General features: G+C 30.4%; 18 protein-coding genes. 13 read left to right on the top strand and 5 right to left on the bottom strand.

Features of this window, described 5'->3' with window-relative positions; translation table 11 throughout:
• Nucleotides 1-119 precede the first annotated feature (119 nt).
• A complete protein-coding gene (locus tag BR82_RS0104595; protein ID WP_027089222.1) occupies nt 120-6113 on the top strand; it encodes a discoidin domain-containing protein in 5994 nt (1997 codons plus the stop codon).
• A 57-nt stretch (nt 6114-6170) separates the two neighbouring features.
• Here the strand turns inward: BR82_RS0104595 and BR82_RS0104590 are convergent, their stop codons facing one another.
• From BR82_RS0104590 to BR82_RS0104580, 3 genes are read right to left on the bottom strand one after another with little or no spacing between them, the layout of a single operon-like run.
• Entirely contained in the window at nt 6171-7172 is a 1002-nt protein-coding gene (locus BR82_RS0104590; RefSeq protein ID WP_027089221.1) for a DUF7309 domain-containing protein, read from the bottom strand.
• Between the two features lie 49 nt (nt 7173-7221).
• A complete protein-coding gene (locus BR82_RS0104585; RefSeq protein WP_027089220.1) occupies nt 7222-7695 on the bottom strand; it encodes a phosphatase PAP2 family protein in 474 nt (157 codons plus the stop codon).
• Between the two features lie 9 nt (nt 7696-7704).
• The gene (locus BR82_RS0104580; protein ID WP_027089219.1) at nt 7705-7932 is read right to left on the bottom strand and encodes a Smr/MutS family protein; all 228 of its coding nucleotides are present in this window, start codon (nt 7930-7932) and stop codon (nt 7705-7707) included.
• A gap of 204 nt (nt 7933-8136) precedes the next feature.
• Between BR82_RS0104580 and ychF the strand changes: the two genes are divergently transcribed.
• The 11 genes from ychF (at nt 8137) to BR82_RS0104515 (ending at nt 23695) form a co-directional block, all read left to right on the top strand.
• Nucleotides 8137-9237 (top strand): redox-regulated ATPase YchF, encoded by a 1101-nt coding sequence (gene ychF / locus BR82_RS0104575; protein WP_027089218.1) that lies wholly within the window; start codon nt 8137-8139, stop codon nt 9235-9237.
• The gene (srtB, locus tag BR82_RS0104570; protein WP_027089217.1) at nt 9237-10043 is read left to right on the top strand and encodes a class B sortase; all 807 of its coding nucleotides are present in this window, start codon (nt 9237-9239) and stop codon (nt 10041-10043) included. Before ychF ends, srtB begins: the two co-directional genes overlap by 1 nt.
• 176 nt (nt 10044-10219) lie before the next feature.
• On the top strand, nt 10220-11704 hold the full coding sequence (locus BR82_RS0104565) for an LCP family protein (protein ID WP_027089216.1): 1485 nt from the start codon (nt 10220-10222) through the stop codon (nt 11702-11704).
• 83 nt (nt 11705-11787) lie between these two features.
• The gene (locus BR82_RS0104560) at nt 11788-13170 is read left to right on the top strand and encodes an O-antigen ligase family protein (protein WP_027089215.1); all 1383 of its coding nucleotides are present in this window, start codon (nt 11788-11790) and stop codon (nt 13168-13170) included.
• A 675-nt stretch (nt 13171-13845) separates the two neighbouring features.
• Nucleotides 13846-14277 (top strand): MarR family winged helix-turn-helix transcriptional regulator, encoded by a 432-nt coding sequence (locus BR82_RS0104545; RefSeq protein WP_051592740.1) that lies wholly within the window; start codon nt 13846-13848, stop codon nt 14275-14277.
• A 9-nt stretch (nt 14278-14286) separates the two neighbouring features.
• Complete coding sequence (locus tag BR82_RS0104540; RefSeq protein ID WP_027089213.1) at nt 14287-18525, top strand: 2-hydroxyacyl-CoA dehydratase; 4239 nt, start codon at nt 14287-14289, stop codon at nt 18523-18525.
• Nucleotides 18526-18689: 164 nt separating this feature from the next.
• The gene (locus tag BR82_RS0104535; protein ID WP_027089212.1) at nt 18690-19520 is read left to right on the top strand and encodes a helix-turn-helix transcriptional regulator; all 831 of its coding nucleotides are present in this window, start codon (nt 18690-18692) and stop codon (nt 19518-19520) included.
• Nucleotides 19521-19599: 79 nt separating this feature from the next.
• Nucleotides 19600-21060 (top strand): hypothetical protein, encoded by a 1461-nt coding sequence (locus BR82_RS15125; protein WP_240474510.1) that lies wholly within the window; start codon nt 19600-19602, stop codon nt 21058-21060.
• A 295-nt stretch (nt 21061-21355) separates the two neighbouring features.
• Complete coding sequence (locus BR82_RS0104525) at nt 21356-21649, top strand: hypothetical protein (RefSeq protein WP_027089211.1); 294 nt, start codon at nt 21356-21358, stop codon at nt 21647-21649.
• Between the two features lie 75 nt (nt 21650-21724).
• Nucleotides 21725-22111 (top strand): transposase, encoded by a 387-nt coding sequence (locus BR82_RS0104520; protein ID WP_027089210.1) that lies wholly within the window; start codon nt 21725-21727, stop codon nt 22109-22111.
• Between the two features lie 231 nt (nt 22112-22342).
• Nucleotides 22343-23695, top strand: a complete 1353-nt coding sequence (locus BR82_RS0104515) for a citrate/2-methylcitrate synthase (RefSeq protein WP_027089209.1) — start codon at nt 22343-22345, stop codon at nt 23693-23695.
• A 78-nt stretch (nt 23696-23773) separates the two neighbouring features.
• Here the strand turns inward: BR82_RS0104515 and BR82_RS0104510 are convergent, their stop codons facing one another.
• Nucleotides 23774-24427, bottom strand: coding sequence for a DUF3298 and DUF4163 domain-containing protein (locus BR82_RS0104510; protein ID WP_027089208.1), 654 nt, complete (start codon nt 24425-24427; stop codon nt 23774-23776).
• A 261-nt stretch (nt 24428-24688) separates the two neighbouring features.
• Here BR82_RS0104510 and BR82_RS0104505 point away from each other — a divergent pair, with 261 nt between their 5' ends.
• Nucleotides 24689-25771, top strand: coding sequence for a metallophosphoesterase (locus BR82_RS0104505; RefSeq protein ID WP_027089207.1), 1083 nt, complete (start codon nt 24689-24691; stop codon nt 25769-25771).
• A gap of 20 nt (nt 25772-25791) precedes the next feature.
• On the opposite strand, the gene BR82_RS0104500 is transcribed toward BR82_RS0104505, so the two are convergent.
• Entirely contained in the window at nt 25792-26664 is an 873-nt protein-coding gene (locus BR82_RS0104500; RefSeq protein ID WP_027089206.1) for a methionyl aminopeptidase, read from the bottom strand.
• Nucleotides 26665-26672 lie beyond the last annotated feature (8 nt).

Below are 26672 nucleotides of genomic sequence, written 5' to 3'. Positions count from 1 at the left end.
TACAAATGATATCATGATTAAAGATGAAGTGTTTGTATAAAGGAGGGAAAACAACAGATAAAAAGGCAATAAATCAGGGAAAATACAATAAAGTTAATACGAATAAAAGGAGGATATTTATGGGAAGAAAGATTTGGAAAAAAATAGGAGTTTGTTTATTAGTAATGGTAATGACAGTTACAGGATTACAGACTTTTAAATTACCAGTTGCAGCAGTTGGAAAAACAAATCTTGAGCAATCTGATTATGTGGAGGGAACAATAAAACGAGCTCCAGCTACTGCTAATTTAGAAGAAAATGGAAATCTTGGCTGGATTCATTGTAATGTAAAAACACAATCTCAATGGGCAGGATCAGCTATAAATCAGATTAGAGATGTTAAATTAGAAGGTAATCTTGCTCAAATTATGAATGATACGGATACAAATTTTGTTTATTCCGGTTCGTCCAGTGATAATCATAAAGGACAGGTTATCAATGGTCTAGGAGGAATGACATCTTTTATTTTGCCAGCCAGTCTTGAAAAAAGATATGTATCGGTATTTACTGGATCATGGGCATCACAAGTCGAATTGACTGTTTATATCAATGATAAAATACAATATTCTAATATTCATGGTAAAACAGCGACAACGAGTGGCGCTGAAAGTTATTTAACGCAATTTTCTTATTATACAGACAGTGAATCAGATGAAGTAAAAGTAGTGATCAAGACAATAGAAGTATTTGATACTACGTATGGTAACCAAAGTATTCAGGGAATCGCTTTATCAGATAAAGAACAGGATTATGGATCTTCTTTAAGTGAAGGATTAGTACAAGGTGAATTGATAAAAGCACCAGAATATGTGAATTTATCAAAGCAGGGAGATATTGATTGGATTCATATGGATTCAGCACAATTTGGCAGTTTTAATCGCAAAAATGTCTTAGATGCAGGAATTACAGAAATGACTTTAATTGGTAATTGCGATTATGTTACCACTAATGTAGAGACAAATTTTGTTTATAGTGATGGAATGTCTGATTTAATGTCTCCTGAAACAAATAAAAAAGGACTGGTATTTACAGGAACAAATAATGGTTTTTCTTTTAAAGTTCCAGGAAGTGTTGAAAACAGATGTTTAGATGTTTATACAGGGGCATGGGCAGCGGATATTAAAGTCACTGTAGAAATCAATGGTGAAGAAGCTTATACAGAAATTTTTGGAAGTAATGATACTACACCAGGAAGTCCTGCTAAATATCAAACTTTGAAAATTGATTATCATACTGATAGTGTTGATGATACAGTAAAAGTTATTATAAAAGTAAATCATACATACGATAATAACTGGGGTAATATGAACATTGGCGGTATTACATTGGGAACTCGTCGCATAGAAGATGATGGTAGTATTATTGGTGGTATAATGAAAACTGCACCTTCAGCAGTAAATCTTAGCGAAGAAGGAAATATTGACTGGTTATATCTTAATGATTCTGTATTAAGTGAGTATAATCGTAAAGATGTAGAAACTCATTTGATAAGTGATGTTACTTTGATTGGGAAAGCTCAAGGAATACCAATTAGCGAAAAAACAAAAACAGCTTTTTCATATAATGACGGGATAAGTCCTGTAGAAGAAAATAATGGTCATAAAGCTTATGTGTTTCAAGGTGAAGGAAGTGGAATAGAATTTAAACTTCCTGGAAGTAAAGAAATGAAATATATAAATTTTTATGCTGGAGCATGGGCTGCTGATGTAAAATTAGAAGTTTTGGTAAATGATACTGTACAATATAGTAGTTCTTTTGGAAGCTCAAGTACTATACCTGATACAACCAATTATCAAGTAGCTAGAATTCAATATAAAACATCTCAATTAAATGATGAAGTAAAAATACGGGCTACTGTTACAAAAGGATACGATCCTACTTGGTCAAATATGAATGTTAGTGTGATTACAGTATCTGATGAAGCACCAGTAAATATAGATGAGACAATTAAAACAGATAATTGGATAATTAATCATAGTGGTGGTGAGATTTCTGAATTAAAAACTAAAATTGCTAATGAAATGTATAATATTCCAGTTCGTCAAGATCAGTATAGTGGTTTTGTTTGGACTCTTAATGGCGAAAAAGTTATTCTTTCGTCTGTTGATGAAGATGATCAAGGAAATATGATTTACACTGGGACTTATAAAAATAATGGGAAGAATCTAACATTTACAATAGGTTATAGTGTAAATGAACTTGATCAAATGGTAGTTAGTGCTGCGATAAAAAACAATTTAGATAAAGAATCTAAAATAGATCAGGCAAGTATTCAGCTAGGATTTAATACATATCTTGAAAAATATCCAGATTACAATGATCAATTATTCCCTACTTTGCTAAGATGTGAAAAAACACATGCCTGGGGATATTTATCAACACCATCAGGTAGATTAATGACAATTGCAACTGATAATCCTGTTGCTTCTTATACTTTAGATTATCAAAGTGGTGCTCATCGTATTTATTCAGCATCTTTAGATGTTCTTCAATCTGGTAAACTTCCTGAAAGACATCCTCAGGATTTAGATAAATTAGCACCTGGTGAAGAGAAAACATGGAATATTTATTTGAAGCCTGTAACAACGTTAAATGCAATTGAAGATGTAAAAGAAGTAATAGCCAAAAATACTGATTTACCAATGTTTGATGCTGATCGGTATACCTTAGCACAAGGAGAACAAAGTCAAATTACGATTTTATCAAAATCAGCAATCAAAAATAATAAACTGACGATAGAAGATCCAGAAGGTAATATTTCAAAATTAGATATTGAAAAGGAATCTGATGGTAATTATAAAACTGTTTTTGAAGCTACTGATAACTTAGAAGGTGTTTATAAAATAACAGCTGAAAATGCTGAGGGTTATATAGCAGAAATGAATTTGAGCATTCGTAAAGATTGGTCATGGTATATAAAAAAAGCAAGAGAAGCAGCTGTAGAAGCACCGCAAAAAGGTACTTCACATGGTGAATCTTATTATGGAATGTATTCGGCTTATATAGCTAAAAAATATTTTCCAGATGCAGTATGGGATAATCAGATTGATGAAAAATTTGAAGAAATATATCCTTTAATGTATGATGCTGATACTGGTTTACCAACTTCATGGCAAAATCGAATTCAAAATCATTCAACAACATTGGGAATATTTGTAGATCAATATCAAAGTTCTGGAAATATTGAATCATTGAAAAAAGCTGAGGGATTGGCAGATTATTTAATGACAAAACAAAAAGCAGATGGTGGTTATTATAATGGCAGCACTGATTATACCTCAGTTATTTATCCGGCTAAATCAATTATGGAATTAGTTCATGTTGAAAAAGACTTAATGGAAGATAATACTCTTAGTGAAAGTGATAGAGAATATTATAGAGAACGTTATGATTTACATATGGCTTCTCTTACAAAGGCAATGGATAAGTTAGTGCGGGTTGATGGAAATTTTGATACTGAAGGGCAAGCGACTTTTGAAGATGGCGCTAATTCATGCTCTATTACGCAATTGAGTGAATTTGCTCTTATGTTCCCAGCTGGTAGTAAAGAGAGACAAAAATATGCTGAAGCAGCAGAAAAATATATGGATCGTCATACATCACATCAACAAAGTATTATTCCAGACTCAAGAATGAATGGTGGAACATTAAGATTTTGGGAAGCACAATATGATGTAGAAATGGGATTAACATCTACAGCACCAAATATGATGAATTCACCTCATGGCTGGAGTGCATGGAATATATATGGTTTATTTAATCTTTATGAATTAACTGGAAATGTAGAATATTTAGAACGGGGTATGAATGCCATGGGGTCATGTGCACAGTTGATGGGCTATGATGGGATATTAAACTGGGCATTTATCGCTGATCCTCAAAGAGATACAAATTATTTTGTGAAAGATGAAGAAGCATCTATCGATGATAAGATCGTAGGAAAACATATTAGAAAAACAATTGGCGAAGAATATGTACCAATGATCAGTTATTGGTGGAAAGCACCAAAAAATACATGGGTACCAGGCTACACTGCTATGGGAGGAAGCGTTGTTCAAGGAGCTGCCTGCGATAACGATGTTCACGAAGTGTTTAAAGCGATGGGTGAAGTAGCTTTAACAAAAGCATATGTTGTAGAAAAAGCCGATGGAACTTTTGAAGCTTATAATGCAGCAGTTGATGTAACAGATGATTTAATTACTATTACTCCTTTTGAAGACGTAGTTTCAAACGTAAGTGTAAAACTTTTAAATGATAAAAAAGTAACTGTTAATTTTTATAATGGTATTATAGAAGAAAAGGTTTTAGCTGGTAATCCAGTCTGGATCGTAACTGAAGAAAATGCAGTTGATACAAGTACGCTTGATAAAGATAGCAGTTTGAAAGATTTAGAGGTAACTAGTGGCAAATTAGATAAAGAATTTGATAAGACAGTCTATGATTATTCTGTGGATATTGGAGCACAAGCTGGACAAATTGGCATTAAACCAGTATCATCTAGTTCAAAAGCTATAGTATATGTTGATGGCAATAAAGTAGAGAATGGGGATACTTATATAGTAAAATTAGATAGTGCATTGATGGAGAAAAACGTTAAAATTGTTGTGAAATCAGAAATGCAGGCTAATTCTACAACTTATACAGTTAAAGTAACAAGTATGAGTAATTGTAAGATACTTTCAACAGAAGGACAAAAAGCAATTGCTAAAAGTCAGCATTCGACAAGTGGAAGTGAAGGGCCGGCAGCGAATGTGTTAGATAATAATATAAGTAGTATTTGGCATACAAATTACAGTGGCGGGATAGTTGATATAAAAGATCGCTGGATTGAAATTCAACTAGCTAATGAAGAAACAGTATGTGGAGTACGTTATTTACCACGACGAAGTGGCGATAATGGAAAGTTTTTGAAATATGAAATCTACATTAGTAATGATAATGGAGAGACTTATGAAAAAGTTCACCAAGGAGAGTGGGATAAATCAAATGATTGGAAAGTAGCTGTTTTTGATAAAGTAAAAGCAACAAATGTAAGAATTGTTCCAATAGAAACTTCAGGAGAGTTTGGAAGTGCAGCCGAAATACGAATAGTTGGTATTAATGAGGAAATAAATAAAGCACTTTTAATTGAAACGATTGAAGCAGCAAAAACAATTGATTTGAATAACTATCAAGATGGTGTTGAAAAAGATAATTTCATAACAATTTTAGCTAATGCTAATATATTGTTGGAAGCAGCAAGTACACAATCAGAAATTGATGAAGCGGTAGCTGCACTAAATGATGCTATTAAGGTATTGATTCCTAAAACTGTTGATAAAACAGCATTAGAAATCGCTGTAGAAGTTGCAAATAATGTAAGTGAAGAACAATTAGAAAAAGTTGTACCAGTAGTAGCAACCAAATTTAATGCAGCTTTAGCCCAGGCTCAAGAAGTTTTAGCTAATAATAGTGCTAGTCAAGCACAAGTTGATAACGCATTTGCTCGTTTAGCTAATGCAATTCAAATGTTAGAATTTATTAAAGGTGATAAAGCAGAATTACAGGCATTTGTAAATGGTATAAGTGATTTAGATGTAAATATGTATACAGAAGTTACATGGAATGCATTTGCACCAGGATTAGAAAATGCAAACAATGTATTGGCAGATGAAAATGCAATGCAGGATGAAGTAAATGAAGCATATGATGCAATTGTAAGAGCATACTTAGATTTAAGATTAAAACCAAGCAAGGACTTACTAAACAGCTTAATAAGTAGAGCTCAAAGTTTAAATGAAGCTAACTACAGTATGGTATCATGGCAAGTGGTAGAAGAAGCATTGGCAAATGCACAAGCAACATTAGCAAATGAAAATGCAACCGAAGAAGAAGTGGCTACAGCCGTAGAAGAAATGGAAAGTGCCTTAGCTGGATTATTAGTAACAAATCCAGAAAATAATGCAGTAAAAGCCGGAGATACAATGGCAAGTATCAAGACTGGAGATAGTGCGAGCTTAGGATATTCATTAGCAGGATTAACAGTAGCTTTAATGATATTAGTTGCAAACAAGAAAAGAAGAGCGCATAAATAAAAAAGCATGAATTTAATTTCATGCTTTTTCAATCTTGAACTAATTTGATTTATTGTTTTATCTGTTCAAAGCAGTAACCATATCTTCTGTGATCGAATCAATCATTTGTAATGAAGTTACAATTAATTCAATATCGATTTTTTCACAAATATCTACCACTGCAGCCCAAACAATTGGATTTCGAACAAAAAGACGACTAGGCTTTCCGGTTTTTAAAATATAGTCTACTAAAAATGATAAGATTAAATTAATTTCATCATCTTCAGGTTCAAGCAAATGAGTTCCAAGAATCATTTGTGATTCTTCATCAAGAACAATAAATAATAACGAATTTATTGGACGTGGATAATTCTTATCAGAGATGGAAATATTCAAATATGTTAAATCCATAATAAGACCATGATTGTTGTCAGATGCCGAATGGATTTGTTGTAAAATATCTTCATCATCTATTTCAATTGGAGTAAATTTATCAAATGCTTCTGGTAAACATAAAGGTTCATAGAACCATTGTCCATTACTTTGATAAGCATTAATAATTTCTTCCTCATTAAATTTAACGTCAATTTCATGATTTATATAGACTGTTACAATTTCAATCAACTTTTTGATTACTTTAATGAAAGTCTGTGCTTGTTCATCACTGATGTGATATGGGAAATATCTTTTCTTATAAGATATAAAATATGGCCAATTACCACGTCCGCGAAATTTTAATCCTAATTCTTTAATAATCTTTTTTTGTTGAGTAGGAACTTCTTCGCGATCTCCCATATAAAAAGTTAAACACGTTTGATCGTACATTAGATATTTTGTTACCGATTTGTCGACAGCTTCAACAGTAATAGATGTTAAATCACTATAACCCTCATCACCTGTGTAGATTGAAATCCCAATACAGTCATTCATCTGTCCCATAATGGAGCAGTAAAAACTATCTTCATTTTCAAAACTTATTTTGATCCAGTCATTACTCCCAATATACGTCCATGGTTTTATTTTGTTCCACTCTTGGATAACTGTATATAATTCTTGCCAAACATTTAAATTATTTTTCATTTATATTACCTCGCTTTACCTCGCTATAGTTCTATTGTACCTCATATTATTATAAAATAGCTACAAAAATGGCAATTAAAATTGCACAAATTACATCGCTTATATAATGAACCCCACATAAGATTCTAGAAAAACTAACGATAAAGGCTAAAATAAGCATTATGATGCCTAAAGGCAGATATACATTTAAACAGGCTAAAGCAATAGCAAATGCACTAACAGTATGACGACTAGGAAAAGATTCACCAGCTTTATGTGTTAATAGGGGCTCGATATTCATAGCTTCATAAGGGCGTTTACGATTTATGATCTTTCTAAAAATAGTAACAATAACAAAAGAGGCTAAAGGTTTTATTATCGTTGTAAATAATAGTGTGTTTTTTGTTATAAATAAATAAATTAAAATACTAGGATAAATGATAAAAGTAATGATCGGTATATATTTAGTAAAGCTAATAATTGTATTTTCTAAAATTGGGTGATTACGAATTTGTTGTAGCATATTTTGATAAAATAGTTCCATGATAACTCCTTATCTTTTTAAAATTAAAATAGTTGCGCCGGCATTCATAGTTAGAATTTTACGAAGTATTTTTTTATGATTATATTGTTTTCTTACATAGTGTTGTAAAATCTTACTTGAATAGCCATGAATGACTGTAACTTCATCGATCAAAGGATTAAGACTGTTTAAATAATTATCTAATTTAATTTTGGCTTCATTAATTGTGCAGCCGTGAATATCAATTTGATCAAACATTATTTTCCTCTTTTCTTACTTGATATAACAGTGATCGTTATATCAAGTATATATTAAAAAATAGAAAATAAAAAGAAAATAATTACAATAAGTTATTTTTAGACATTGCAGGAAAGATGATGAAATTTTATAATAAAATAAACAAACTTGCTTTTTCACAATAGATTAAGTAGAATATAAGGGCATATGAATGGAGTGATATAGATGGCATTAACAGCAGGAATTGTTGGATTACCCAATGTTGGTAAATCTACATTATTTAATGCAATAACAAATGCACAAGTAGAAGCTGCAAATTATCCGTTTGCAACAATTGATCCTAATGTAGGAGTAGTTGAGGTACCAGATTATCGATTAGATAAATTAACAGAAATGATCAATCCTAAAAAAACGGTTCCCACAACATTTGGATTTACAGATATTGCTGGTCTTGTAAAAGGGGCTAGTAGAGGTGAAGGCTTAGGAAATAAGTTTTTAGGGAATATCAGAGAAACTGACGCTATCTGCGAGGTAGTAAGATGTTTTAGGGATAAAGATGTAACCCATGTAGATGGTGATGTGGATCCTATCAGAGATATTGAAACTATTAATTTAGAACTTATTTTTGCAGATTTGGAAACGGTTGAAAGAAGAATTGGCCGTTTAGGTAAAAAGGCACAGTCAGGAGATAAAGATGCAAAAATTGAAATTGCGATTTTAGAAAAATTAAAAGCAGCGCTTGAAGCAAATAAATCAGCTAGAACAATTGATTTTTCAAAAGAAGAAATGGCAATTGTAAAACAATATACTTTGCTTACGATGAAACCGATTATCTATGTAGCGAATCTAGGAGAAGAAGATTTAGAGGATCCAACAAGTAATCCTCACTACAATAAAGTAGTTGAATTTGCATCTAGTGAAGGTGCTGATGTTGTACCAATCTGTGCTAAGATTGAAAGTGAATTAGTAGGAATGGAGAAGGAAGATAAAGATCTGTTTTTACAAGATTTAGGAATAGAAGAAAGCGGCTTAGATAAACTAATTAAAGAAGCTTATAAGTTATTAGGTTTAAGAACATTTTTTACAGCAGGTGTACAAGAAGTAAGAGCATGGACTTTTAAAGAAGGAATGTGTGCTCCAGAGATGGCAGGAATCATTCATAGTGATTTTCAAAGAGGATTTATAAAAGCAGAAACTTATAGTTTTGAAGATTTGGTTGAATATGGCAGTGAACATGCATTAAAAGAAGCTGGTAAGATTCGACAGGAAGGAAAACAATATGTTGGTCAAGATGGTGATATCATGTTGTTTAAGTTTAATGTATAATGAGTAAAGAAAAAAAGAGTTTTATTGAGAGAATAAAGCCAACCGGAGTTAAGGATTTAATTAGAAAAATTGTTTTATTAATATGTGTTTGTGTTTTTTGTTATAGTGCTTATAATCTAGCATCAATTTTACTAGAATATAAACAGATGGATGATAGTAATAAAAAAATCGAAGAGACATATGTAACAGAAGAAACAACAGAACAAGGATCATATAAAAAAATTGATTTTGATGCTCTTTTAAAAAGAAATCCTGATGTTAAAGGGTGGATCGATATCCCAGATACAAAAGTTAGTTATCCAATTTTACAAGGAGAGACTAATGATACTTATATTCATAGTGATATTGATAAAAAAGAGTTTAGAGCTGGTTCCATTTTTATCGCAAGTGAAAATGAAAATCCATTTGTGGATTTAAACACAGTTATTTATGGTCATAATATGAAAAATGGTTCGATGTTTAATAATATTAAATCATATACTGATCAAGATTTTGCAAATGAACATCCATATATTTATATTTATTTACCAGATGGTACGGTAAGCAGATATAAGGTAGTGGCAGCACATATTATTCCTGAAAAAAGTGTTCTATATAATACTTCGGTAACTGATATTCAGTCCTTTTATCAGGAAATGTTAAAAACAAGCAGTATTAATGTTGATTTTGATCAATCTTTATCAAATCCAGTAATTACTTTATCAACTTGTACTTCACAAGGTAGTGAAAGTGGGGAAAGAAATGTTGTTCATGCTGTATTAGATAAAGCAGGAATTGATCCTACAGTTGAACAGATGGATGAGTAAGAGCATAGACGGATTACGTCTATGCTTTTTAGTTTGAAAACTTTATAAAAAATGAGATAGTAAAAACAATCTGTAATTAAAAATTTCAGCTAAATATGGAATATTTTGTTATTATTTGACGAATTTGGATATTTTAGGTATCATAGGGTAAACTAATAAGGAGTTGAGGTAGATAAATGAGAAATAATAAGTTTTTAAGATTTTTAACATCAAAGTATTTTATTTTAGGTATTCAGTTAATTATTTCAATAATCGTTGTTTATTTTATCTTTAAACTTAATTTAATTCCAATGAAATATTTAATTGGAATTATTGGTGGATTATTGATATTATTGTGCGCTTTTTTTGGAATTATTTACAGTGGAGAAAAAAAAGATTCTATAAGTAAAAGAAGCGTGATTACGAAAGTTATTAGTTTATTAATTAGTATCACTTTAGTAATTGGCTGTACGATGATTTCACGGGGTGATAGATTTATCAATAAAGTAAGTGATGCTGTAGGACAACAATATGTAATTTCTGTAATTGCTTTAAAAGATAGTGATATTACTAAAAAAACTTTAAGTGGAAAAAAGTTTGGTGTAACTTATGAAAAAGATTCAACAACTCTAACAACTGCTCTAGCCGATATGGAAGATGAAATAGGTGAACAAGAATATCAAAAGTATGATAATTATATAGAATTAGCGGATGCTTTATATAGTGGAGAAGTCGACTGTATCGTTGCTGGTGAGCAATATCGAAGTATGTTACAAGTTAATCATGAAGCTTTTAATGATGAAACTAAAGTTATCACTTCATATACCTATGATGCTAAATTAGAAGTAACTACAAAGAAAACTGATGTAACAGAAAAGCCGTTTTCAGTTTATGTTACTGGAATTGATGTTTATGGTAGCTTAAAAACTGTATCTCGTAGCGATGTTAATCTAATCGTTACTGTCAACCCTAAAACTAAGCAAATCTTAATGACAAGTATTCCTCGTGATTGTGAAATAGAGTTACATTCAAATGGAAAATTGGACAAACTGACACATACTGGTAATTATGGAACAAGCGAAACAATTAATACAATTCAAGATCTGTTAGATATGAATATTAATTATTTTGTCCGAACAAATTTTAGTGGAATGACTAATATAGTTGATGCTCTAGGGGGTATAACGGTGGAATCGGATGAAGATTTTATCACATTACATGGTAACTATCATATTACTGAAGGAATAAATGAAATGGATGGAGATAAAGCGCTATGTTTTGTAAGAGAGCGTAAACATTTGAAATTAGGTGATTTTGCAAGAGGACGAAACCAACAAAAAGTTTTAAAAGCTTTGATGGATAAGGCTTTATCACCAAAGATCATTACTAATTTTGATAATGTATTAAGTGCTCTTGAAGGTACTTTTGAAACTGATATGTCAAGTGATGAAATTCGCTCATTATTGAATATGCAGCTTAATGATATGGCTGACTGGAATATTATAAATGTTCAAATTGAAGGTGAATACTATGACTGTTATGAGACGTATTCAATGTATGGAACTAAATCTGATGTCATGAAGCCTTTTGAAAGTCATATCGAAAGAGTTCGTGAATTGATTAATAAAGTAGAAGAAGGTAAAGAAATCAAGGATAGTGAATTAAAAGGATTAACACATTAGGAGCTTAAATATTCGAGCTCCTTTTTATTTTATTTTTTTATAATAATGGTATAATAAGATTAATAAATTGGAGATAGAAGAAAATGGTTTTTAATCACAAATACTATAAATTATGTTTTATTATATATATGTTTATCAATACTTTAGCTTTAGGTTATTTTGGTATTGAAATTAATTATTTGTTTTTACCATTATTATTGTGGGCAATTATAATTATTATTCATGATATTTATAAAAAAGAATTTGGAATAAAAAATAATTACAGTATCTTGATGATGATTCAAGGAATTGTATTGTTGATTGCAACACTGAAAAATAGTTATAGCGATTTAAATTCATATGTAATTGCAATCATGCAGTTAGTTATATATTTTTTAGTTTTTAATAATCCTCGATCAATGACGAAAAATGATATTTTTGATGAGGTAAAAGCAATCATTCCTCTTGTCAATATTTTAGTTGGATCAGCATCGATAATTTCAATTGGCATGTATATAGTTCATTATTCGAGCTTAGCTAATGGCTGGACTCTAGGAATGGTTGGAAGTCGTTTGTTCGGTATTTATTTTAATTGTAATCCAGCAGCTTTTTTAGCGTGTATTACAATTGTATTGGCACTAATTGCTGTAAGAGAGAAATTTCGAGGTAAATTTTGGTATCTAATCAATATTGGCATACAAATTGTTTATATTCTTTTGACAAAATGTCGTGTAGCATTAATAATTTTAGTTGTTATAATTATCATGGTCGGCTATTATTTTTTAATTCGACGAAGACCGTATACTTTGTTTAAAAGATTAATGCTAGTATCTGGTTTAGTAGCAGTAATTGTATCAGCAAGTTTATTTGGACAACAGCTTGTAGAAATTGTCCCACAGATGCAAGGAATTGCTTCAAAAGAGACAAGTCGTTTTCAAACGGATAAAATCAAAGAAGCAGTGCATTTATTAATATCTGGTAATGTTGATGATTTTAATAAAGGGTTGACAATAATTGATGAGGTTTCTAACGGACGTATTTCATTGACTAAAACGGCATTAGAAATATGGCGTGATGAGCCTTTGATTGGTATTGGGGCTAATAATTTTAAAAAAATTGGAAGCCGGGAGACAGATGTTATTGAATATTGGGCAGTTCAGGTTGTTCATAGTCATAATGTTTTTCTTGAGGCGTTAGTAACGACAGGTTTAATAGGATTTATTTTGTTTGTAATATTTTTTATTAAATGTGTTTTAATGTGTTTTAATGTGTTGAAAAAAAGTCATGGTAAAGAAATATATTTCATTATTCAGATGTTTGTAATGATTGTTTTAAGTGAATTTATAGGGGGATTGTCTGATTATGGAGTGTTCTATATATATTCTTTATCGGCAACATTAGCCTGGTGCTTTTTAGGATATTTATTTACATATCAAAGTATAATAGAAAATAAAAATGAGTTATTAGAAAAGTTTAGTAATGATTAGGGAGAAAAGGATGCGAGTAGAAAACATTTTATTTCAATTAGATATTAGCTGGAAATCATTTTTAGATCATGTTAAAGATTTAATGGATGATGAAACTTTATGGTGTAAAGAACAAAATGGTCTATAGATTCGATTTTTAGATGGTAAATGGCAGGTGGACCATCCGCAAAATGATAAATATCATGAATCAGCTAGTGTAGCCTGGATGATATGGCATACTATTTATTGGTGGCGGAAGGTTCTGGATCATTCATTTGGTGAGGGTGAATTAAATATGGAAGACGTTCAGCGGTCAGGAAGCATAAAGTAGAGTATTGAAGAAATTGTTTATTTACATGATTAGTGGATAAAAAAATATCTGGTTTGACTCTTGAACAATTGCAATCAAAGCAATATACTAAATGGCCTTTTCAGATCGAAGTTTTTATGATTTAGCTCTATGGGTAAATACTGAGTTGATGAAAAGTGCAGTTGTGATAAGTCTATGTCGATATTTTTATAAAATTTCAAATAATGATTAAAATGAATTCAAATCAATTTAAAAGATTTGAATTTTTTGTAATTTAATATTATTTAAAACATTTGTAATTTTCTTCATATTATGAAAGCATAAAAGTTGACATCTTTCGACATTAGTATATAATGTTAGCAAACTAACAAAGTTGGAGAAAAATGATGGATGAAAAACATATTGGAATGGAAATAAGAATTTTAGCAAATATGATCAGTCGTTGTTTAAATGAGATCGGCTTTAGTAAAGAACATAACAATTTAACTGGTCCACAAGGATTAGTTCTAGGATATCTTTGTGAACATCAAAATAAAGATATTTTTCAAAAAGATATTGAACTTACATTTAATATTCGACGTTCAAGTGCAACAAGATTGTTACAATGTTTGGAAAGTAATGGATATATTGAAAGAGTCAACGTTGGTTATGATGCTAGATTAAAACAAATTGTATTAACTAATAAAGCTTATGAATTTAGCAATACTTTAGAAGCACATATTCAAAAGCTTGAGAAAATATTAGTTAAAGATTTAGATGAACAGGAAATCAATGATTTAATAAGATTAATGAGTAAGATAAAAAAGAATTTAGAGTAGGAGAACAAAATGGAAAAGAATTATTACATGGGAATTGACGTTGGGTCAACTACGATAAAAATTTATATTACAGATCAAAATGATAAATGTATTTATTCAAAATATGAGCGTCATTATTCAGATATACAGGCTACAATTAAAACATTAATAAATGAAGTATTAACAAAATTTGGTAATCTTAAAATAACTGCTGTAATGACCGGATCTGGAGGATTATCACTTTCTGAATATTTAGATATTAAATTTGTTCAAGAAGTAATAGCATGTACGAAAACAATCGAAACATATATACCTGAATGCGATGTAGCTATTGAGTTAGGTGGAGAAGATGCTAAGATTACTTATTTCCAAGGTTCTTTAGAGCAAAGAATGAATGGTACTTGTGCAGGCGGGACAGGAGCTTTTATTGATCAGATGGCATCATTATTACAAACTGATGCTAAGGGACTTAATGAATTAGCAAAAAATTATCAGATGATTTATCCAATCGCTTCACGTTGTGGAGTGTTTGCCAAAACAGATGTACAGCCTTTGATCAATGAAGGTGCCAACAAAGAAGATATCGCTATTTCTATTTTTCAAGCTGTAGTTAATCAAACGATTAGTGGTTTGGCTTGTGGGAAACCAATTAGGGGTAAAGTTGCGTTTTTAGGTGGACCATTATTTTTCTTGGATCAACTAAGACAGCGTTTTATAGAAACTTTAAATCTTAAAGATGAAGATATCATTTTTCCTGATAATTCACAATTATTTGTTGCGATGGGAGCAACGCTATTAGCCAAGGAAGAAACAAGTATAACGGATATTGAAACACTGATTAATAAATTAGAAAATATTGATGATAGTATGTTAGCTAATGAAAATACATTACCAGCATTATTTGTAGATGATGATGATAGGAATGAATTTAGACATCGTCATTATATTGATAAGGTTAGAAAAAATGATCTTAAAAGTTATATTGGTAATGTATATTTAGGACTTGATGTTGGATCAACAACAACTAAAGCAGTATTGATCGATGATAACGATTCATTATTATATTCATTTTATGATTCTAATGAAGGAAATCCATTAAATGTTGTTGTTAAGATTATAAAAGAAATATATGATCTTTTACCACCGCAGGTAAAATTAGTGTATAGTGGTGTAACAGGATATGGTGAGGCTTTGATTAAAGCAGCGATGAAAATTGATATGAGTGAAGTTGAAACTATGGCTCACTACAAAGCTGCTACATATTTTAAAAAAGATGTTAGCTTTATCTTAGATATTGGCGGTCAAGATATGAAAGCCATTAAAATCAAAGATGGAATCATTCAAGATATTTTATTAAATGAAGCATGTTCAAGTGGATGTGGATCTTTTATTGAAACATTTGCAAAATCATTAGGTTATGAAGTAAGTGAGTTTGCTTCTTTAGCATTGAATTCTAAAGCGCCAATCGATCTTGGAAGCCGTTGTACTGTTTTTATGAATTCTAAAGTAAAACAAGCTCAAAAAGAGGGGGCTAAAGTAGAAGATATTAGTGCTGGATTATCATATTCTGTAATAAAAAATGCTTTATATAAAGTTATTAAGCTTAGAAGTAAAGATGATTTAGGAGATAGTATTTTAGTTCAAGGAGGAACATTTTATAATGAAGCAGTTTTAAGAGCTTTTGAAAAAGAAGCTGGAGTTAATGCAATTCGTCCTGATATTGCTGGTTTAATGGGGGCGTTTGGAATTGCCCGGCTAGCTCGTGAAAGTTATCATGGGCAACCAACGACACTACTTACTAAGGAAGAATTAGAGCAATTTTGCTGTCATAGTGAAATAAGATATTGTCAAAAATGTACAAATCACTGTATGTTAACAGTATCTACATTTAATGATAATAGTGAATATATTAGTGGGAATCGTTGTGAACGAGGTGCTAATATACCAGTATCTACAAAGAAATTACCAAATCTGTTTGATTATAAATATCGTCGTGTCTTTAATTATCGTTCTTTAAATAAAGAACAGGCAATTAGAGGAAAAGTTGGTATTCCTCGTGTTTTAAATATGTATGAAAATTATCCTTTCTGGCATACTTTTTTCACTAAATTAGGATTTAGTGTGGTTTTATCACCACGTTCTAGTAAAGCAATATATGAAAAAGGAATTGAATCGATTCCTTCTGAAAGTGTTTGCTATCCAGCAAAATTAGCTCATGGTCATATTGAAGCATTAATTGAAAAAGGCGTAAAATATATTTTTTATCCTAGTTTAGCTTATGAACGAAAAGAGTTTGATAATGCTAATAATCATTATAACTGCCCTGTTGTAACATCATATCCAGAAGTTATTCGAAATAATGTTGATAACTTAGCTGATAGTTCAGTAATATTCCGTAATCCATTTATGGATTTGAGTAATCCAAAAACATTATTTAATAACTTAAAAAATGAATTAAAAGCATTTTGTATTGATGATAAAGAATTAAAGGCAGCAATTAATGCAGCATATGATGAATTAGCAAAATGTCGTAAAGATATCCAAGAACAAGGAGAGACAGTTTTAAAATATATCAAAGAAAATAATTTAACAGGAATTGTTTTATCAGGAAGACCATATCATGTTGATCCAGAAATTAATCATGGATTAGCTGATTTGATTACTGCTGAAGGAATGGCGGTATTAACAGAAGATAGTATTTGTCATTTAGATAAGGATCTAGATCAGTTGCGGGTAGTGGATCAATGGACTTATCATTCAAGACTATATCGGGCAGCATCATTTGTTGCAACTCAGCCTAATCTTGAGTTGATTCAGCTTACTTCATTTGGATGTGGTTTGGATGCTGTAACAAGCGATCAAGTAGCAGATATTTTAAAAGCTCGTCATAAAATATATACATTAATAAAAATAGATGAAGGTAGCAATTTAGGGGCAATTAGAATTAGAATTCGTTCACTTAAGGCAACAATTGAAAAACAAGCTAAAAATAAAAGACAAATTTATCCTAAATATCAACCATTAAAAGTTCCATTTACAAAAGAAATGAAAGAATCAGGGTATACAATTTTATGCCCACAAATGTCACCTATACACTTTCAATTTATTGAAACAGCAATGCAAGAATCTGGATATAATTTAGTAGTTTTGCCTTCGGTCGATAAAGGAGCAGTTGATGCAGGATTGAAGTATGTAAATAATGATGCCTGCTATCCAAGTATTTTAGTAACGGGACAAATTATGGAAGCATTATTGAGCGGTAAGTATGATTTGGATAAAACAGCTGTAATCATTTCACAAACAGGTGGGGGATGTCGAGCAACTAACTATATCGCCTTTATTAGAAAAGCTTTGCAGGATGCAGGAATGCCGCAAGTACCAGTGATTTCAGCTAATTTACAGGGACTTGAAAATAATCCAGGCTTCAAAATAACATTACCATTAGCCAAAAAGGTTATTATTGGAGCAATGTATGGTGATTTATTTATGAGAATTTTATATCGTGTTCGACCATATGAGGCAGTTGCTAATAGTGCTAATGAATTATATGAATCTTGGGTAACACGTTGTCAGGAAAATGTAAAAAATGGTAATATTTCTACTTTTAGAAAAAATGTTTATCAAATCGTTAAAGAATTTGATGAATTACCAATATTAGACATAAAAAAACCACGAGTTGGTTTAGTTGGTGAGATTTTAGTTAAATTCCACCCTACTGCAAATAATGAAATTGTTGAAATTATTGAACGTGAAGGTGGCGAAGCTGTAATGCCAGATCTAATTGATTTCTTCCAATATTGTTTTTATAGTACAGATTTTGAAAATAAACATTTTCATGCATCTAAAAATGCAGTTAGACTTTGCAATCTTGCAATGAAGTTTGTTGATCTATTACGTCATGATATGATTAAAGCATTAAAGAAATCTAAACGTTTTGATCCTCCAACTGCAATCAAACACTTAGCTGATAAAGCAAGTACGATCGTATCAATTGGGAATCAAACAGGTGAAGGCTGGTTTTTGACTGGTGAAATGATTGAATTAATAGAATCAGGAGCGCCAAATATTGTCTGTATGCAGCCGTTTGCTTGTTTACCAAATCATGTTACTGGTAAAGGTGCAATCAAAGCTTTACGTAAGGCTTATCCTGAAAGTAATATTGTTGCAATTGATTATGATCCAGGGGCAAGTGAAGTTAATCAGTTAAATCGAATTAAATTAATGTTGTCAACAGCATTTAAAAATATGAAAAATAATGAAAATCAATAAAATTATTTATTTAAGAGCATAGATTATCCTGTGCTCATTTATTTAAGAGCATAGATTATCCTGTGCTCTTATTATTTTTCTTGAATATTAAAAAAGTTTGGATTGATCATATATTTTTGTGTTATATTTTTAATAAGAAATATAAAAATAAAGTAGGAGATAATATGATACAGTATGAGAAAATAGAGCTTGATTATGATTTACCAATTAAACTAATCGATTTATATTTTGAAGATCATCTTACTAAGACTGCAAAACATTGGCATAATAGTATTGAAATTTTAATGCCGATATTAGGGGAGTTGAAACTGCATATAGATACAAGAGAAATTATTGTTAAAGAGGGGACCTTTTATATTGTTAATACGCAAGAAATTCATGGTATGGCGCATACAGAGGAGACAGAAATATATAAAGGATATGCATTACAAATTAATTATGATTTTATTAAACAAAATTTTAGTGAAATCGATAATTATTATTTTATGCAACCAGATTTTCAAACACAACATGAGGTTTTAAAAGATATTTATCATATAATTCTTGCTTATGAAAATGAAAATAAGTTTAAAGATATAGAGATAAAAAGTTATATTTTACATCTTCTCTATATTCTTTTTGCTCAAGCTTTATGTAAACGCAAAGACTATCCTTTTATGATTCAATCAGAGCATGACAAAAGAATTATTAGAATAACAAAATATATTGATGAGCATTATAATGAAGATTTATCAATTGGTCAAATTGCAGATCATTTTCATATATCTTCGGGATATTTATCAAAGTATTTTAAAATAAGTTTAAATATGACTGTTAAAGAATATATCAATTCAGTACGTTTAAAAAACGCTCGTAAAGATCTTTTGTTTTCTGAATATTCAATTATTGAAATTTCATATCTTCATGGCTTTCCTAATTTAAAATCATTTACTCAAATTTTCAAAAAAAAATATAATTGTACACCCGCTAAATATAGAGATAAGATGAGAAAATAACCTCAATTAGGTGAAGATTTAACATTTATTTAGGGTTCTTAAATGTTAAAATAGCACCGAAAAATAAGGAGGAAGAGAAATGATAAAGAAAATTTTAAGTTGTTTTATATGTGCTTTTATGTTCATTTCAACAATTTCTATCGTTAATGCTGATGAAGAGGTTGAAATCAAAGGTACATATAGTATTTATGTTGAGGGGTATGATTGGGGATGTGCCACTAAACAAATTATTGTTTCATTGGATCATGAAATAGATGAAGTTTCTACAAATACTTTCAAAGTTGTCGAAACAACTCAAGAAACAGCGATACCTCTAGCACAAAAAGATGAAGAACGTATTGTCGAAGAAGCATATTTAAGTGATGCTAGTGGAAATGAAGTAGATGAATCATCAAAATATGTAACATTAGATTTAGCAGTTAGTCCAACTGTTGCTTCACCTTTAGTATTTACAATTCCTGATTTGTATAATAATTATGCTAATCCATATTATTTTACAATTGAATTAGCTCAAGATAATGCGCTTACTTCAAATGGTAAAGTCGTAACATCATTTAATATTGATAAAGAATATACTAAAAAATCAACAGCTGCAGATATGTTTAAACAAGCTGCTTATCAGGCAAGTGATGGTGTTAGTTATAAATATGCATCATATTCACCTGCAGAAGCATCTGATACATTAGTAGTATGGTTACATGGAATTGGTGAGGGAGGAACTACAAATACCGATCCATATGTCACACTTTTAGCGAATAAAGTGACTGCTTTAGCCGGTGAAGAATTTCAAAATACTGTTGGAGGAGCACATGTGTTAGTCCCTCAGTGTCCAACATATTGGATGGATAAAGATGGTACAAAGAGTAATTTCAATAATGGAAATATTATAGCTGACGGGACATCATATTATCAAGAATCATTACATGAGCTAATTAATGCTTATAAAGAAGAAGTTGGGGCTAATAAAGTTGTTATTGCAGGATGTTCAAATGGTGGATATATGACATTTTTGATGGCTATGGCTTATCCAAATGAATATGATGCAATCGTGCCAATCTGTGAAGCGGTTCCAGATAAAGTTATTTCAGATGAACAATTAGAAGCTGTTAAAGATTTACCAATGTTCTTTATTTATTCATTAGATGATACTACAGTACCACCTGTAGATCATGAAATTCCAACTATTGAACGCTTGAGAGCAATGAATGCAAGTAATTTACATGTTTCTGTAACTGAACACGTTGTGGATACATCAGGTTTATATTTTGATGAGAATGAAAATCCTTATCAATATGATGGTCATTGGTCTTGGACATATTTTGATAATAATGCATCTAAATGTGATGAATGTGGAATTTCTGTATTTGATTGGATTGCAAAACAAATTTCTGTAAAAGAAACGGTTGATGTTGAACAAGTAGAAAATCCGGTGCAGCCTAGTGCACCACAAACTGGGGATACATCTTTAATAGGTGTTTATGGTACTGTTATGTTAATGGCAGCAGGTTATGTATTTATAAGTAGAAAAGAAAATTATTAAAAATCCTTCTATCAAGAAGGATTTTTGTTTATATAATATCAGCAACGACAAGTAAATTTTTTTCTGGCTAAAAAGAAAGAAAAAAGAATTTCAGAAAGCAGTTTTGGAAGTTTTAAAGAACTTATCAAAATCATTAGACATTATTTTCCTGATTTCAATAAGCAGTTATCACTGATTGATGATCCAAGACATCAAAGTTATATCACCTATAAGCAGGAAGAAATACTTTTTACGAGAATCATAAGCTACTGTTGTCAGTTGAAAAGCATGAAGGAAATCAATAGAGAACTTAACAATGATAATGTCATCAAATCATTCAAACTTCTTTTTTGGAAAAGAATTAGAAGAAATACCACATGGAGATACGATAAATAATTATCTCAAAGAAGTAGAGATCAATCAGTTAAGAAATATCCTGTATGAAATGGTCAGACATCTCATGAATAAAAAGTTTTTTGACGGATTCAAAATAAATAACGAATATTATCATGTCATCGTAGATGGAGTAGAACTGTTTTCAAGGAAGGCTCAAAAGATAGAGGGAAGCATAAAAAAGAACATCATAACAGGACAAGACATTATACAATGATGTTTTTAGCTGTTATAGAAAGAGATAACATAGTCATACCATTGGATTTTGAACCAATAGAAAATGAAATTGTATATGATAAGACTCAGGACAAAAGGGAAGACATATTGGTACGCAACGAATTTTAAAATCAATGAAAACAGTATAGAAAAAATGATCAAAACAGGAAGAAAGAGATGGAAGATAGAAAACAGGGGATTCAATGATTTAAAAAACAAAGGGTATAATTTGGGACATGTCTACAGTTATGATGAAAATGCAGTAAAGGGACATTTTATACTGTTGTTGATGACCCATATGATCATACAGTTAATGGAGCACTATGAAAGGAACAGGGGGATATTTGAAACGATACATAAAATAGCGCTAAGAATAAAAGAAGCACTTAGGACACAAGCCCTAAGTGTAAGTGATGTAAGGGAAATAGCGCAACCATTACATCTAAGTAGAATATCTCTATAGATATTGTACCATGAGGACCTTAAAAAGTAAAAAATTAACAGGGTCTTTTTGCCCAAAAAAGCAGAAAAAATATAACAGTCATAAACATTTAAGATATTAATCATAAAATTGCTTAAACTAAAAAATTTACTCTTCAAAGCTGATATAATATATACTATTATTCATTTTGAATTCAAAAAAGTATGATATTATCTAATACATATTCAATATTTGTATGAAAGGAGGAATTTTATGAACAAAGATGAATATTTAGAGCATTTAAATAAATATAATGAGATGGTTTTGGAAACTGATAATATTGATTTTCAGTTATTTATAGATCACGGAGTAAAAAGAGGTTTGAGGGATCAAAATGGAAATGGGGTTTTGACGGGATTAACTAACATTTCTAAAATTGAATCTTTTAAAATGGTTGATGGTCAAAAAGTGCCTGTTGATGGACGATTATGGTATCGTGGATATGATGTGATTGATTTAGTTAAAGATTTTTCTTTTCGAAGATTTGGTTTTGAAGAAGTTGCATATTTATTGCTGTTTGGATTATTACCGAATCAAAAGGAGTTAAATGATTTTAAAGAAATACTAGCATTATCTAATGAGTTGCCAACTAATTTTACAAGAGATGTTATTATGAAGGCGCCAAGTCAAGATATTATGAATTCTATAACAAAAAGTGTATTAACATTAGCTGCTTATGATGAACATATTTCTGATCAGTCTTTAAGTAATGTTTTGAGACAATGTATTAATATAATTGCAGTTTTACCATGTTTAGCAGTTTATGGATATCATGCATATAACCATTATGAGTTAGGTGATAGTATGTATATTCATCATCCTAATGAAAATTTATCAACAGCAGAAAATATTTTGATGATGTTACGGCCTGATAAAAAGTATACACAATTAGAAGCCCAAGTTTTAGATGTTGCTCTAGTTCTTCATATGGAACATGGCGGTGGAAATAATTCAACATTTACGACAAGAGTCGTAACTTCGGCAGGTAGCGATACTTATTCTGTTTTTGCGGCTGCTCTATCATCTCTAAAAGGACCTAAACATGGTGGAGCTAATATTAAGGTCATGGAAATGATAAAAAATATTAAAGAGAATGTCCATGATTTAAAGGATGAAAATGAAGTTAAAGAATATTTAGGAAAAATATTAGATAAAGAAGTGTTTGATCATCAAGGATTGATCTACGGTATGGGACATGCTGTTTATTCATTATCTGATCCACGAGCTCAGGTTTTTAAAAGTTTTGTAAATCAATTAGCAAAAGAAAAGCATCATGAAGATGATTATGCATTATATACGATGATTGAAAAATTAGCTCCTGAAGTAATTGCTAAAAAAAGGCATATTTATAAAGGGGTAAGTGCTAACGTAGATTTTTATAGTGGTTTTGTTTATAGTATGTTAGGTATTCCAGTGGAACTTTATACACCAATTTTTGCGATTGCAAGAATCGTAGGCTGGTCAGCACATCGAATTGAAGAGTTGATCAATGTTGATAAGATTATTCGTCCCGCATATAAAAGTATTATGGAAGAAAAAGAATTTATACCAATGGATGAAAGATAATACTATTTAAGTATTATAATAATGTATGATACTCTTTATAATAAATCCTCCTTCTTAGGGAGGATTTATATTTATCAGTTATTTGATTATAAATTCAGGAAGTGACATATATCCTGGTGCTATTTCATATTGATTGAAGACAACAACGATCTGATTATTCTTGTTGATATAGAAAGCTTGGTCAGATGTAATTTTTAAATTGTTTATAGCTTCATCGAAATATGCTAGATTAGGATATTTTTCTTTGTTTGCAGCAACTTGCTGTTTAACAGCGTTTAAAATAATATTTTGATAATTTTTACCTAAAAAATGTTCTATTTGATATATTTCACCAGTTATAAGATCGATAGTAAAAAATTTTTTTTGTAAGTAACTATCAGCCATACTTTGTGTAAAATCAATAGAAAAAGATATTATTTTATCATCACTGTAGTAATTTTGATAAGTGATATCAACTATTACTTTATATTTCGAATCAGAATTTTCATCATTCTTTTTTGATTCGTTTAAAAAATTATCAATGGTTTGATTAATTAAAGTATTAATATCATTTTTAACTTTTTCATCTTTTACATTGATAATATGAGGTATTTTAGCAGTGATAATAGTTCCTGCAGTTTCAAGATTTTCTTCCTTTAGTAATACTAAAGTGGCATCATTAGTATTTGCATGAACATTGTTAAGAAACATGGTACTAATAATAAATATAAAAAGTAATAAGTATTTTTTCATCATATCTCTCATTTCAAACTGATAAATATTAATAGCAAAGCTATCAATATAGTTTTTGCTAAAATTTTGTATTCATACAAAATTTTAAAACATATATAATAATTAAATAATCTTTTTTTGAGTTTAATACTTTTAAAACTTAGGAAAACTATTAAAATATAATTGATAAATATGAGTTATAATATAAAAATAATAGTTATTGGTTTTGATAAAATGTATAATAAATCTAATTATAGATAATATAAATAAAGGGGGAATTTGATGTATCGATATATGGGTCTAATTGCTATTATTCCAGGAGTTATTTATTTTACATTTTTTATTAATCGTTTTATGCGTTCGGTTTTAAATATTCATACTAACCGATTTTATATCATTATATTAGCCATAATCATTACAATAGTTTCTATCCCGGCAATGAATACGCTTGAATTATATGGCGTGATTTATTATCATTTATTAGTTATTACACTAATATTAGAATTTTTGAATATTTGGCTGCAAAGATTTAATATTTATCGATTTACTTTTATAACGGGAATTTTGGGAGTATTAGTAACAGTTTTATGTCTAGGATATGGATATTATAATATTAAGCATGTTGTAGCTACTACTTATGATCTATCAAGTGATAAGATTGATGATCTAAAAATTATTGAGATTGCTGATTTACATATGTCAACTTCTCTAGATGTTTTACAATTACAAAAATATTGTGATGAAATGAGTGAATTAAATGCTGATTTAGTGGTTTTAACTGGGGATATATTTGATGAAAACACGCCATTAGATGATATGGTTGATGCTAGTAAAGCTTTATCAACAATAAAAAATAAGTTAGGTATATATTATGTGTATGGAAATCACGATAATGGTTCTCGTAATTTTGATGACGTGGCATTTGGACCAGAAGAAATTAAAGAAAACCTAGAAAAAAATGGGATTACGGTATTAGAAGACGAAGTAATAACTCTAGATAAAATAAATATTATTGGGCGTAAAGATGCAAGCTTTTGGGGAAATAACCCGCGATTAGCAACCTCAGAGTTATTAGCGATGATTCCTGAAGATAAGCGTAATAATTATACGATTATTTTAGATCATCAGCCCCTTGATTTAGATGAAAATGCTGCTTTAGGTATTGATTTACAATTATCAGGACATACTCATGGTGGTCAGTTATTTCCGATGGGGATAGTTCAATCTCTTACTAGTGATACTTTGATTCGAGGACAAAGAACTATTCATGATTTTACAGCGATTACTTCTTCAGGAATGGCAGGATGGCGCTATCCAATTAAAACTGGGGCACCAAGTGAGTATGTAATTATTAATGTTAAATAAAAACATCCAAGAGGATGTTTTTATTTGGATAAAATTTCTACACCTGTTTCAGTTACTAAAAGAGTATGTTCCCATTGTGCAGAAAGACTGCCATCTTCAGTATATACAGTCCATTCATCATCAGCGTCGACAAAAACATCGCGATTACCGAGATTCAACATTGGTTCAATCGTAAAAACCATACCTGGTACAATCGTCACGGTTGATTCATTTGGTTCAAAATGAAACACATAGGGATCTTCATGAATGGCTAATCCTACTCCATGACCACAAAACTCTCTGACAACACTATATCCATTAGCATTAGCGAAGGTTTCAATAGCTTTACCAATATCACCGATACAGCTTTGATAAGGGATAATGGATTGAATTCCTAGTTCTAAAGCTTTTTTAGTATCTTTGACTAATTTTTCAGCTTCTTTAGATGTTTTACCAATTATAAACATTCTCGAAGCATCAGCATAATAGCCATCTACCATAGTTGTAGCATCAACGTTTACAATATCACCCTCTTGTAAAATTTCTTCCTTACAAGGGATACCATGACAAACTACATCATTGATGGATACGCATATATGTTTGGGATAACCGCAATAATGATAATCAGCACATACAGCATTGTGTTTTTCAGTGTATTCTTTTGCCATGATGTCTATTTCTTCTGTAGCCATGCCTGCTTTGATGTTTTCTTCAATGTAATCTAATAACCCTGAATTGACAACAGCAGCTTTTTTTATTCCTTTGATTTGTTCTTCGTTTTTTATCATTTTATGAGTTGGGATTTTTTTGCCTTGATGTTTTAATTGTTCTAGTTTTTCATCTAATTGAAGATGACATTTCTTGTATTTTTTTTGACTGCCGCACCAGCAGAGATCATTTCTGTTTAATTTCATACTTAACC

Origin of the sequence: Thomasclavelia saccharogumia DSM 17460 (genome assembly GCF_000686665.1) — a bacterium.
Taxonomy (GTDB): domain Bacteria; phylum Bacillota_I; class Bacilli_A; order Erysipelotrichales; family Coprobacillaceae; genus Thomasclavelia; species Thomasclavelia saccharogumia.
The sequence above is the reverse complement of the archived record's forward strand: the minus strand, read 5'-3'. Positions and strand labels throughout refer to the sequence as shown.